12 protein-coding genes and 1 pseudogene are annotated in these 12,491 nt (G+C 61.0%); 3 read left to right on the forward strand and 10 right to left on the reverse strand.

Annotated elements, in window-relative coordinates; genetic code table 11:
* Window positions 1-181: 181 nt before the first annotated feature.
* Window positions 182-1,372 carry a tetratricopeptide repeat protein gene (locus tag X726_RS137895; RefSeq protein WP_348626790.1) on the forward strand — a complete coding sequence of 397 codons (1,191 nt, stop codon included), beginning with the start codon at window positions 182-184 and terminating at the stop codon, window positions 1,370-1,372.
* A gap of 15 nt (window positions 1,373-1,387) precedes the next feature.
* On the opposite strand, the gene X726_RS137890 is transcribed toward X726_RS137895, so the two are convergent.
* The 5 genes from X726_RS137890 to X726_RS137870 all read right to left on the reverse strand — a co-directional run bounded on the left by X726_RS137890 (window position 1,388) and on the right by X726_RS137870 (window position 6,457).
* Complete coding sequence (locus tag X726_RS137890) at window positions 1,388-1,891, reverse strand: YHS domain-containing (seleno)protein (RefSeq protein ID WP_031215615.1); 504 nt, start codon at window positions 1,889-1,891, stop codon at window positions 1,388-1,390.
* A gap of 12 nt (window positions 1,892-1,903) precedes the next feature.
* On the reverse strand, window positions 1,904-2,494 hold the full coding sequence (locus X726_RS137885; protein WP_031214344.1) for an ankyrin repeat domain-containing protein: 591 nt from the start codon (window positions 2,492-2,494) through the stop codon (window positions 1,904-1,906).
* Between the two features lie 361 nt (window positions 2,495-2,855).
* Complete coding sequence (locus X726_RS137880; RefSeq protein ID WP_155921727.1) at window positions 2,856-4,268, reverse strand: hypothetical protein; 1,413 nt, start codon at window positions 4,266-4,268, stop codon at window positions 2,856-2,858.
* Complete coding sequence (locus tag X726_RS137875; RefSeq protein ID WP_023673783.1) at window positions 4,258-5,463, reverse strand: MFS transporter; 1,206 nt, start codon at window positions 5,461-5,463, stop codon at window positions 4,258-4,260. The genes X726_RS137880 and X726_RS137875 overlap by 11 nt, the downstream gene beginning before the upstream one ends.
* Window positions 5,464-5,569: 106 nt before the next feature.
* Window positions 5,570-6,457, reverse strand: a complete 888-nt coding sequence (locus tag X726_RS137870) for an AraC family transcriptional regulator (RefSeq protein WP_023673784.1) — start codon at window positions 6,455-6,457, stop codon at window positions 5,570-5,572.
* 278 nt (window positions 6,458-6,735) lie between these two features.
* Here X726_RS137870 and X726_RS137865 point away from each other — a divergent pair, with 278 nt between their 5' ends.
* Both X726_RS137865 and X726_RS1000000170125 read left to right on the forward strand, forming a co-directional pair.
* Window positions 6,736-7,731, forward strand: coding sequence for a class I SAM-dependent methyltransferase (locus X726_RS137865; protein ID WP_023673785.1), 996 nt, complete (start codon window positions 6,736-6,738; stop codon window positions 7,729-7,731).
* Window positions 7,732-7,742: 11 nt separating this feature from the next.
* Window positions 7,743-8,702, forward strand: a complete 960-nt coding sequence (locus X726_RS1000000170125; RefSeq protein ID WP_084631001.1) for a LysR family transcriptional regulator — start codon at window positions 7,743-7,745, stop codon at window positions 8,700-8,702.
* 44 nt (window positions 8,703-8,746) lie between these two features.
* On the opposite strand, the gene X726_RS137855 is transcribed toward X726_RS1000000170125, so the two are convergent.
* The 5 genes and pseudogenes from X726_RS137855 to X726_RS0136905 all read right to left on the reverse strand — a co-directional run.
* The gene (locus tag X726_RS137855; protein ID WP_023673788.1) at window positions 8,747-8,971 is read right to left on the reverse strand and encodes a DUF2274 domain-containing protein; all 225 of its coding nucleotides are present in this window, start codon (window positions 8,969-8,971) and stop codon (window positions 8,747-8,749) included.
* Window positions 8,959-10,227, reverse strand: coding sequence for a TrbI/VirB10 family protein (locus tag X726_RS137850; protein WP_023673789.1), 1,269 nt, complete (start codon window positions 10,225-10,227; stop codon window positions 8,959-8,961). The genes X726_RS137855 and X726_RS137850 overlap by 13 nt, the downstream gene beginning before the upstream one ends.
* Entirely contained in the window at window positions 10,224-11,363 is a 1,140-nt protein-coding gene (trbG, locus tag X726_RS137845; protein WP_023697519.1) for a P-type conjugative transfer protein TrbG, read from the reverse strand. The genes X726_RS137850 and trbG overlap by 4 nt, the downstream gene beginning before the upstream one ends.
* Window positions 11,360-12,043: a conjugal transfer protein TrbF gene (trbF, locus tag X726_RS137840; RefSeq protein WP_023673791.1), complete on the reverse strand. Its 684-nt coding sequence runs from the start codon at window positions 12,041-12,043 to the stop codon at window positions 11,360-11,362. The genes trbG and trbF overlap by 4 nt, the downstream gene beginning before the upstream one ends.
* A 2-nt stretch (window positions 12,044-12,045) precedes the next feature.
* Window positions 12,046-12,491 (reverse strand): annotated as a pseudogene (locus X726_RS0136905) (P-type conjugative transfer protein TrbL); the annotation flags it as partial.

Below are 12,491 nucleotides of genomic sequence, written 5' to 3' on the forward strand. Positions count from 1 at the left end.
TGCAGCGCTGGCGGACGTCGCGCGCGACCTTGGCGTCCGCTTCGTTGTCGAGGGGAGCGTCCGCCGCACCGGCGACCAGATCCGCCTCAATGCCCAGCTCATCGATACGGCAACGGGCGACAATCTGTGGGCCAACCGGTTCGACCGTGGCATGGCCGGCGTGTTTGCCGTCCAACACGAGATGAGCGGCGAGATCGCCAAGGCGCTTGGCATGCAACCTTCGGCAGCGGAAAGCGAGCGCATGGCGCGGCCGCCGACGAGCAATCTCGAGGCCTATGATTACTATCTACAAGCCGAGACGGCGTCACGCAGCGTCCTGCAGGCCGGGCTGCGGGAGGCGCTTGCGCTCTACGACAAGGCGGAGGAGCTTGACCCCGCCTTTGCCGAAGCCTTCGCGGCCGACGCGCGCACCACAATCTATATCTGGCGGGAGGCCTTCAACGACGTCATCCAGAGCGCGCCAGCACGAAAGAGAGCATATGAGAAGGCGAGCCGAGCTTTGGAACTCGACCCTGACCTTTCGTCGCCCTATGCTATTCTTGGGATCATGCAGGTCGTGAATCGCCGCTACGAAGATGCGATTGCCTCTGCCAAGAAGGCTGTTTCAATCGGTCCGGGCGATGCAGAGGCGCAAGCAGCCCTTGGATATGTTCAGTTCTACGCCGGCAATCATGCCGAGGCAGCCACTGCGGTCGAGACGGCGCTCAGGCTCGACCCCGACCTCTCAGCGATCAACCGGGAAACTGCTGGGCTGGTTTTTCTGCTCCAGGGCAATGTCGAGAAAGCGATCGAGACTCTCGAGCACACACGCGACGATGCGTCCACGGTTGGCAACTTTCGGTTTACGCTCGCTGCGGCGTATGTCCGCGGCGGCCGCCTACCGGATGCGAAAGCCGCAATCGCCGAGGGGCTCCGCCTCGTAGCAGGGTCCAGCTACGTGGACTCTTTGGCTGGGTGGGAGATGACTCATGCACATTTTCGGAATCCGCAGGATCTGGCGATACTCGTCGCCGCACTGCGCCAGGCGGGCCTCCCCCAATGGCGCTTCGGCTTTACCCCGGCCGAACAGGACCAGTTAAAGGGTGCCGAGATCGCGTCCCTCGTCATTGGCCATACACTGCAAGGCCAGATCGAACCCGGTCTCCAACCAGCCTTCCTTCAGATCGGAAGCGACGGCAAGGCGGCCTTCCGCTCTACGACGCGGCTAGTCACCGAGACCGTCTACGTCGATGGCGATCTGTTGTGCGAGCAGAGCGAGAACCTGTTCGGTCGCCCCGACTGTGGTCCCGTCTACAGACGCAACGACGCAGCCGGCAAAAGCTACTCCTATGCCAATACAAGCAAGGTGTTTCACTTCACCGTGGTTCGGTAGACGCACACGCGCGTCTCAATGATAGTGATCGAGTTCCAAATTGGCCGCGACCTTCGGCCAGTTGGCATCGGCTTTCGGGATATTTTCAGCTGCATGCGCGGCGAAATCATCCGCATTGTCGACGTCGTAGATCAGGTAGAGCTTGCCGTCGATAATCTTGAATGCCTCAGGATCGACATTGACCGTGACCCCCCCGCCCACGACTTCGCCGGCGCAGTACCCGCCATATTGAGGAGCGTACTTGACCGGTTCGCTCATGAACATTTCCTGGTGTTTCTTGCTGGCGAAATGCCAAGGTGTCCCCAGCCATTCATAAGTGAACTCTTCGGAGCCCTTCACGGCCTTGCCGTCAGTGAAGTAAGCGACCGTGTCGTAGCCCATGATCGCCACACCACCAAAATAGCCGGTGTTTACCGAATCGTCGGCACATGCCGATCCCGCGCCGGCGACCACAGCTGCCGCGACCAGGGCAGCCGTCCCCAAACTCCGAACCAGTCGTGGCTTGATCATCGTGCTCATCTGTATCCTCCGTTAATCGTGGATCTCGGCGCACTTCGCCGCGTTCGCCTTGCCAAGAATTTTGGCTTGGCAGGTAGCACCATGGCGTTTGAAAAGTCGTATGATATCCGTGTTGCCCTTCCAGAATGCGCGCGTTATCGGCATGTAGCCATGCCCCTCGGCATGGTTCACATTGGCACCTTTCGCAATGAGGAACTCGGCCAGTTCAATGTGGTTTTCCTCGCCGGCCACCAGCAACGGCGTAGCACCCGCCTTGTTGGCGGCATCGTCGAGCACCGCGCCTTTTTCCAGCAGCAGCTTGGCGATCGGCAGGCTGCCCGAGAAGGCCGCCGCATGAAGCGGGGTAAAGCCGCCCGAGTTACGCGCCATGATGTCGGCACCCTTGGCCAGCAAGAAGTCGGCGATTTCCGGCTGGTTATCGAGCGCTGCAGCGATGAGCAGCGTTGCCTGGTCGCGCGCCCGGCTGTCGACGTCGGCACCGCCTGCCAGGGCTTGCTCCACGGCACCCTTGTCGCCGGCGGCGATGGAGTCGAACAACTGCTCACCTGCGGCTGCTGTTGTAGCCGCCAAAACCAGCATTCCAAGTGCCAGCAATCCGCGCATTGTGCAAGGTAGCATATTAGCTTGTGGTCATACAAGCTGTCCTGGGCACATCAGGTGGATCCAAGGCGGACGGCGCGGCCAGACATAGCGAACGCGGCCCAGGGCGGGAAGGCGTTAGTGCTACTGGCTTCGTCAGTACGGCACCAATCCAGGCTGAATTTTGAAGAGCGTCGATTACCGAGGCGCCGAGCGGCGTCGAGCGTAACCGCCTGTTGCTCCGTTGGGATAGCCGGTAAGCGCAAAGGTGGCCGTTGGCGGAAGTGTCCGCTTTCGGATGCAACTATGGCTTGCTCAATGACCGACATGGGGCGCAAAGCTGCCATTCGTAACCGGCGTACAAATAGGAAGTGCATAGGACCTTTCAGGAAAAAGCCCATTCCTCATCGGTCGGCGCAATCAGCCCGTTCCGCAACCGGCTGTGAAGTTCATGCCACGACGGATCAGTCACGAAGCCTCTCATGGTTCCACATGCCTCGGCGAAGGAAATGTCGCCCAGGCGGTCGATAAGACCAATCAACCCACGGTTCCTGCCATTTAGGAATAGTTCGAGCGGATCATCGTCACACTCAATTACCCGATGTCCCCAGGCACCCGGTATGTCCTCGTTTGCGAGAGCCTGCCGAAGATCTTCATCCACACCTGCGGCCTTGAGCGCCCGGCAGACGACATAGCGCATCAGGGGGTAGTAGATCGGCTGATAGCTGCCTCCAAGCGCGCGCACGCCGGGCAGGATCGACAAAACCAGAAACATCAGCAGGAGATTCGGGACAAGGCTGCGGTTTGCCAGCCGCTCGAGAATGTCGGGGGCTGTGAAGCACGCCACCTTCATACCGGTCGCAGGATCGATGAGTTCGCCGGCGATCAGACGCAGCGGACGGCGTTTGCCATTTTCATAGAACCAGAAGAAATCAGTACCCCGAGCGAGCCAGCCACTCCACGGGCCAGACGCGAGTCCGTCGAGGCCGGCAAGGATGTTGGAAGCGAACTTCGGGTCTTCCAGCAGTCTCATGCGTAGCCAGGAATTTTCCTCCGACAGATGGTTGGCCACCAGGTCGGCAACATCCTCGTCGTCGATCTGCAGGAAGGCGAAGCGGCCTCCGAACATTTTTGGCCAAAGGATGAGATTGGCTGCCTTGATGGCGTGCGCGGGCCGCTCGAATTGCGTCTTCGGCAGAAGGCTACGAAGCAGCGTGAGCGCGTCTCCGCCAGTGCTTGGCTCCGTCGGTAACAACTCGAACCTGTAAGGTCCCGGCCCGGCTAGCAGGCTGTATCCGATCATCCGGCTTCGGCTCAGGCCAAAGACGTTGACCGGCTTGCCGTCAACGGTGATCCAGCCTGGTCCCTTGCGTGGCTTTTCGACGAGATTCACCGTCGAAACGGCGTAGGAAACGTAGGTCGAACAGCCATGCGCCGAGAGACCAAGGAGGCTGAAGATATGCGTATAATAGGCTTCCGGCTCCAGGAGGAGAAACAAATGAGGGCCTGTCTGCAACACGCGGCGCCTTTGGAAATCCCTGCAGATTTCCAAGGCGGTATCGGCAGACAACCCGTTTCGTGTCGCTGCCTTCCTGATGATGTCGAGTAGTTTGGTGAAGGCTCGGAGCCGGATTTCTGGCATGGGAACCGAAGCCGGCGCCGTAAACAGGCGAAACGCATAATCACGGATCGGCCGGGAATGGTATGGGCTCATCCAGGGGTAGAGTGCCGTCAGCGACCCCAGGACTGCCTGTTTCGCATCTACGCCTGCTGTTAGCTCTTCCACCTCACGTTTCACCTTTTTCTCGTGTCTGAATTACACCCACGCTCAAACACAAAATACTGACGAGGAGCGCCACGCCAAAGCTCAAGAAAATCGTCGAAGGAAATGCTCGATCTCCGACAGCGGCGGCGATGCCGAAGATGAGTAAACCGAGCACCACGGCCACACTATGCATAATGCCTTTGGCCCGGCCCAAAAGATAAATGGATACATGCGACTGCAATGTGACTTCAACGCTGACGCGTCCAAGATTGTATAGAAATCCGAGCGCGACAAAAAGGATCACTGTCCAGGGCGTGGGCAGAGATGCCAGCGCCATGAGTACCAGCGCCGTTAAGCCCAAAAGCATGAGATGCCGCACGTGGGTACTCATCGCTCTTTCAATCCGGAATAGAGAGACCGCACCGATCAGTGAGCCCGCCGACCATGCAGCCTCAAGGTAGCCGAAATCCGCGGCAGTACCCTTCTGCTCCTGGAAGACGAAGCTAGATCCCATGACGCTGACAAGCACCGCGCTTGTGTAGAGAAGCGCGTAGACGCCGATGAGACGACGCAGGCTTGGATCTAATTGTGCTGCCGAGATTTTGGCGAAGCGGACATCACGCGAAACCGGTTGCAGCCGCATCAAGGCTAGGCAGCCCGATGAAAACAAAAAGAAGGCAGCAATAACGGTGAATGGCAGGACTGGGGAGCGATCATGCAGCAAAGGCCCTGCAAGCAAAGCTGCGCCGAGATTGCCGACCTGCATGACGAAGAAGACGGCGGAATTCGAGGCTACAAGATCGCGGCCGTCAGCTATCACGGGGATCATTGATTGAGAGCTTGTAAGCGCGACACGGTCGCAAAACGAAAAGAGGGCCGCTGACAGACAGATAATCACAAACACGTCCATGTCGAGAAGCGCGCAAGCGGTAGCCAGCATAACGACGAAGCGGCTGAGGTCTGCCGCAACGTTCAAGCATCGCCTGTCAAATCGATCCGCCGCTACACCGGCCAGAGGGCTCGCGATGAATTCGACAACGCTGACGATCGCAAGGAACGTCGCCACGCCGGCGGTTCCGTACCCTCGCTCGACGAGAATCCAGGCGGATGCGATGTAGTAGCCGTTTCGGGCAACGGCCGCCGATAGCGTGCTGGCCAGGAATCCGAGGCAGGGACTGGACCGGCCGGCCCGTCCTTTGCCATGATGAACTCGAACCAGGTTTGACATGAGCGGCGTATCCGGCTGACCGCCGACGGATACCGTCTTCCGCCAAGCCTGCTTTACTGTGATGTTGGGGTTTTCCGATACTTGCTGAGAACCGACAAGCGGCGGGCTAGATTCTGCAGTTACGACGAAACTCCGTCGGGACCGCGCCGAATGCCCGCTTAAAGGCGGTCGTGAAATGGCTCGAGCTGCCGAAACCACATTCCATCGCGATTTCCGTCGCCGACAGACTGGTCGATCGCAGCATGTCCGCGGCCTGCTCCAGCCGTCGCTGCGCAATGAATGCGTGCGGCGTCATGCCTGTCGACTGCTTGAAGGCCCTCCAGAAATGGAACCGGCTAACCCCAATCTCTTTCGCCAGATCGGCGAGCGTAGGTCTGCCGTCCGACAACGTCTCGATCATGTCCACCGCCCGCTTGAGATCGAACGATGACAAACCGCCTTTTGCCGGCTCCTGATGGAAGCCGTTCAACCTCAACATTTGGCCGAGCAATTGCGTGGCGTGGCACTCCACCATCGTTGCGCTGATGGGGTCAGGCTGCTTGAGCTCCAAGGCAATCCTCTGCAACGCCAACTCTACAGTGCCGTCCCGAAACCCGATCGACGGCGGCAGCACTGCCGGGCGATGGCGAGCCGTTCCCGCAAACACATCGTCGGCGAACTCTTTTGCAATCGAGACTAGGAGGTAGGAAGCGGTCGCGTCCCCCTCGTCCCACCCATTCCAATCACTGCCGGCGGGCATGAAGATTATCGAACCGGCCCGGCGCGGCAAAAAGGCAATCCGGCGCCCATCCACGATGTCTTCTCCGCGGCACGCCGTGCCCTTCAGGTTCATCAGGAACAAATGGTTTGGCTGCAGGATTCTTGTTTCCTGGCGCTCAAGCCCGGTTCTTTTGACCACGTCCGCCCGTACGCTGCCCCAATTCTCATACTTGTGGGCAAGCGATTGGTGGCGTGACCGGCGGTTCTCGGTCGGGTCGAGGGCAAGAGTATCCACGTATCCGCAGCCTCCTTACTGGCGAGCGGCCAGTCGTCGCATGATGTGGCGAACCATGGGTTGCTGAACAACACGCAAATAACTCTGGATTGGTAGAAGATGTGACTTTAGCGAAAAAATGGCAAACGAGTGAAAGCCGCCTGTATCCGGCAGGCCTACCAGTTGGCTCAGCCAATACTTGAGCCCGGTGAAATATTAGACCCCACTTATCTTGGTGGAATTTCCCCCATCGACGTATCGGCATCTCACCAATGGAACGGTGTTGGAGGCATACTGCGATGCGTGGACTCGACGACTTTCTGGCTGAGTGCGACCACGGCCCACGGATCAACGGACTGGCAGGCTTTTTCGCGGCGACCGCCGCTGGCAAGAGCGGGATGCCAATCCGCAAGCCCGTCGCCGACGCCCGCCTTCTTCCGAGCGATGAACTGCTGCGCGGCCTGGTCAGCCTGCATGCGGCACGACAAGGCTTTTTTGACCAGCATTATCACGGCAGCATTCCCTACAGATTGGAGGAGGAGTGCCGGACGGCCTACGCAATGCTGAAATACGCACGGGATCGTGGTGGTCCGCATTCGCTATACAGCCTTGGAACAGCGGAAGGCACGATGGCGAGGACACTGTCCGAACTGTCGGAGGGACAGATACGCACACTGTCGTGCAGCCCGAACGCGGAGAATTACAATTGCTTCATGGCTTATGGCGAACCGCCGCACGCTGACTTCTTCGTCGGCCCCTTTCATCATTTGACAAAGGACGTCCTGCGTTCAGATCCGCGACTGGCAAATTTTGCCCACGGGTTCGACATCATTCTCGAAGATACCACCTTTCAGATGTACTCGCCGAACAGAGTGGGACAGATCGAATTCGTGACCCAGCACCTCAAGCAGGACGGAATCTTCGTCTTCGTCGAAAAGCTCCGGGCAACCGAGGAGCCGGACTACAGGCGTCGCGAATACCAGAAGGATTTTGGGTTCAAGGCGCGCTATTTTCCCCCAGACGAAATCGAGAAGAAGCAAACCCTCGTTCTGGATACGATGTTCGGCAATGAGGTGACCTTGGCACAGATGGCCGACGCCATACGCCAGCATTTCAGCTACTGCTCACTGACGTGGAACAGCGGAAATTTCTGTAGCCTGGCGGCGAGCAATAGCGAGGAAAACCTAAACCGGTACCTCTCCCAGATGGCCACTCCGGCCATTCCGCACGAGTACGTCTACGAAACGAGCTTGTGTCCGCCCCTGCCCGTTAGCGTCCCTGCCGCGCAGGAATAGGCTCCTCAGCCTTGGGACAGGTCGACAACACGCTCCGCCGTTTGGACCATGTCTTCGCAGCTGTCGACCATGGCAGCCTCAGGCAGGCTGCAAGAGTTCTCAGAGTGAGGGAATCCTGTGTCAGCCGCAACGTCGTAGCTCTCGAGCAGTTGCTCGACATGCAGTTGTTTGACCGCGACGTCCATGGCGTTCGGCTGACCGAGGCAGGCCGGGCCTGGGTCGATCTTGTCCGGGCCCATTATGAAGGCTTGCAGCATGCACTGGCTGGAGGTAGTCGCGGTCAACAGGATGTCAAAACGCTCAGGATAGGATTATGCGCCCAGATGGGGCGCACGTTCGTGACACGTCTCATCGATCGTTTTGGCCGTTTACATCCAGACGTGTGCGTCGAGATCGAAGACGTTCCACTCGAACAGTGCCTGGCGGCTATACGCCGCCGGCGCCTCGACATCGTCTTCACGCACGGGCTTGAGAACGCCGCCCTGTGCCGTAGCGAGATATTTGCGCACGAGCGCTTGTTCGTTCTCCTGCCCTGCTACCATCCGCTTGCAGAAAAGCCTGCGGTCAGATGGGCAGATCTTGCAGATACCTGTCTGCTGGTTTCAGGCGAATCCTCCCGGGATCCGCAATTGCTGGAGCATATCGCTGCGAATGGTGGCCCCGCTATCCAGATATGTCGCGCCAGCGAAGCAACTGTCATCCTCAAGGTGCAACTCGGTCAAGGCGTCACTCTGGCGGGCGAGGGTTTTGCCAGGACAGTCGCCATCGACGCCACAGTGTGGAAACCGATCCGTGGGCAGAGCAGCATCAGTTGGATCAAGGCAGTGTGGCTTGAATCGAACCCAAAGCGCGCGCTCTTGCGGCTGGTTGGGACCGCAAGAAACCTGGTGGCCGCAACGCGACCCGGGCCTACCCCTGTCAATGGAGGAAGTTCGGGACGCCGCGGCGCGATTTCTGAAGTCACGCCATGACTGGGAGGTGCGACTGACCCGGTTTGACTTCAGTCGTCCAGCCTCTAACCACCCTCCGAACGCTTTGCCCTGGCAAAGCCTCGATCCGTCGCAATGAACCGCTCCAGCATCGCAACGATGAGGCGCGGCGCATCGGCGGGCCGTTGCCCCGCTTCGCGGCCGAGGATCTCGGCATAAGCCGTCAGATCACGGTGCAGTGCCGCAGGGAGTTCCACCATGACCTTGACAGGCTTGTCGTCAGCGATTGGCCCCAGTTTCAGCTTGGCCATTTCAGCCCCCCATAAGGTTCGAGCACGAGATCGCGTGTGACGATCACCCGCACCGGGAATCCCGGTCGGATGGTGAGCGTCGGCGCTATGTTGAGCTGCCGCTGGACGATCTGCTGGCCTGTCTGGCTGATGCTGTCGGAAGCACCCTGGCGAAGAGCGCGCATGATGTCGCTCTCCTGGCCCGATGAGCCTGCTTGCGCGCCGATGCTCAGAACCGTGGAAAGTGCTGCAGCCTTGAACAACTCGCCCCAGTGATAGTCGACGCCGTCCTCGAGACCGGCATAGCCCTCAGCGTCCGCGCCAGGCTCACGTTCCAGAACGATGGAGCGGCCGTCAGGAAAAATCAGCCTGGTCCATACCAGCAACACGCGACGCTGGCCGAAGCCGACCCCATTGTCATACTGGCCGATGAGGCGCGTCCCCTGCGGAATGAGACGGATATGTCCGGTGGGGCTGTCATAGACATTCTCCGTCACCTGCGCGGTAATCTGACCGGGCAGGTCTGAGCGAATGCCAGTGATGAGGGCAGCTGCGATGACGGCGCCCGCCTGCAGGACGTTTTTCGACGCCGGCGCCGCAACACGATCCGACGAGACGGTGCGCTTGTCAGGCGGCTGGTCGAGGAACGCAAGTTGGCGGTCTTGCGCCGAGGGCGTCGCTGACTGCGGCGCGAGGCCAAGGTTGGCGAGATCGGTTTGTGGCATGGTGTCTGTCGTGGCTCGAGCGACAGTCGCGTCACTAGCGGGCCGCGTTTGCGTGGACGCGAACAGACGCGCGGTCCTCGCCGCCTCCAGTTCCTGCTCCCGGCGCTGTTCCTCTGGATCCGGTCCGACCGAGCCCGACGACGGCGCTCCGTTCGCCGGGCCGCCATTCTGCGCGTTGAGGATCGGGCGGCCGAGATCGCCGGGAAGCGGTGGGCCAAGCTTTGGAACGCCCGTATAGTCCTTTGGCAGACCGGCGAGCCCATCGGGCGTCGAACGATTATCGGTTGAATAGAGCTCCTGACCCTGGCCTTGCTGACGGTTCTGAAGCGCGTAAATCAGCGCACCGCCGACAGCGAGGCTAGCGGCGAGCCCCAATCCGGCCAACGCCTTGCGGGACAGACGCGTCACGCGCGACGGCTCGGCGCGCAGCCGCATGGCCGCGGCCGGCTCACCTGTCAACGGCCGGGCGTCATCCTCGACCGGTGCCTCCGGCCGGGCGTCATTCGCCGGCCCCCGGCCTTCTTTCTTCCCGGGATCCATTTTGTCGCTCATGATGACGACCCTCCCCTGCCTGTTCGGAGGTTCGTCGCTGGCGGGGTCTCACCAGGGCCATGCATCCATGAAAATCGACTGCTCCTTACCCCATCGGTGCGGGAGACGCGGACGCGCCTCTGGTTCTTGCCGGCGCCGAGGCGCAACTCGGCGGCGGCAAACATCCGGTCGACGATCATGTAGTTGCCGCGCACGCGATAGTTGACCAGCTCGGACGTGTCGCCTTCCGGCCCTACCACGAAGAGTGGCGGCATCTCACCCTGGCCGATGCCCCGCGGGAACTCGATGAACACCTGCTTGCCATCGTCGAAGGCGCGCAGCGGCCGCCACGGTGCGCGATCGCCCGTCACCTCGTAGCGGAAATTGACGCGAGAAAGATCGATGCCTGTCGAGACCGGCTGTGCAGCCTCAGCTTGCTGGTTCTGCCTGCGCAAGGCGATGAGTTGGTCCTGCGGGTATTGCCAGGAAACCGACGCCATATAGGTCGACGGCGTCGAGCGCAGTTCCATGTGATAGGTACGCCGATCGGTATTGATGACGAGATTGGTGAGAAGGTCGGCGCGCGTCGGCTTGACGAGTATGTGGACCTGCTTGGCCGCGCCCGTACCGCTCTCGGTATCGCCGATGATCCAGCGCACGGTGTCGCCGGCGGCGACGGGACCGGAACCGACGAGCTGCTCGCCGGGCTGGAGCGCGATGTCGGTGATCTGCCCCGGCGAGGCATAGACCTGATAGAGCGCGCCATCGACGAATGGATAGACCTGCATCGAGTTGATGAAGCCGTTGCGGACAGGCTGGACGCGCGCGGCCGCATTGGCCAAGTTCACGCGCGCGGTCGGATCGGTCGGTTCCGGGTCGGGCTTTGCGGCCTTGCCGACCGGCTTCAACTGGCCTGGAAGCGGCAGCGGCTTCGACAGCTCCACCACCTTGACGGGCGGTGGCGGATCGACGGCATGCACGGCCGGGACCGGATCGTCATAGGAAATCTCCGGCGGCTTCTGCCTGGTGGCGCAGCCCGCAAGCGCCGAAGTGCAAAGCAAAAGCGCTGGAAGGGCCATTTTGCGGAAGGCCGGCATTGCGTGGATGAGGAAAACCGGACGCCCCCAGGGGGCGGCTTTGCAGAGTACGGGCATCATTGTCCAAGCTCCTTCGACCAGTTGATGGCGTTGATGTAGATTCCAAGCGGGTTCTTCCTCAGCGCATCAGCGTCGCGCGGGGGCTGGACGACAATGGTGAGGATGGCGGACCAGCGCTCCGTGGAAGCCAGTGAGCCGTCCTGATAGCGGCGTTCGACCCAGGCGATTCGGAAGCTCACCGGCGATGCGCGGATGACCGACGACACATCGACGGCGACCTGCTGCTTGCCGACCTTGGTGAACGGGTCATTGGCGCGCGCATAGTCGTTGAGAGCCAGCGCCCCGCCCTGCGTCGCGAAGTCGTAGGCGCGCAGCCAGTTCTGCCGCACGATGACCGGATCGGCGGGGATCGACCTCACCTGTTCGATGAAGTGCGCCAGGTAGAAGGCAATCTGCGGATCGTTTGGCTGATAGTCGCCGACCGCAGGTCCCACAGCCTGCGCCTGGCCGAGACGATCGACCTGCACCACCCAAGGCATGATCGAGCCTTTGGCGGATTGCCAGATGAGCGCGGCCGAGAACCCCGCGGCGAGCGCCAGGCAACCGAAGGCCATGGTGCGCCAGTTGCGCGCCTGCACGCGAGCCGAACCGATGCGCTCGTCCCAGAGCTGGGCAGCGCGTTGGTAGGGGGTCTCGGGTTGTGGGGACTTGCCGTAGTGCGTGGACGGTCGTTTGAACATGCTCAGTCACTTTCAGAGAGGTTGATCGAGGAGCCGCTGCCATGGCTGTCGCCACTGCGAACGGCGTGGGCGGCGGCCTGGACGCCATGGGTCATCTGTTGCGAGCGCTTCATGCGCTTCGCCCAGGCTGGCTGACTTTCGGTTGCGGAGGACGCGACGGGTGCGGAGCCGGCTTCGGGCGCGTTCGCGCCGATTGTGCCAGCCGTGGATGACCCGCCCGTCGTCTCGAAGGCAGCGCGAGCGCCCGACTGGTAGCTGTGCTTCATGCTGCCTGCCGCATTATTGGCCGCACGCTTGAGCGGTGAGATGGCACCTTGGGCGCCGGCTCTGATGACACCGCCGAGCCCGGATGCGACGCCAGAAAAGCCAGACTCTCCGGCCGCGCTGAGGCCGTAGGCTGTGGACGCCCTGCCCGCCATGGCGGCACCGCCACGGGCCGCCGCTGCAG

Origin of the sequence: Mesorhizobium sp. LSJC285A00 (genome assembly GCF_000503155.1) — a bacterium.
Classification (GTDB): Bacteria; Pseudomonadota; Alphaproteobacteria; order Rhizobiales; family Rhizobiaceae; genus Mesorhizobium.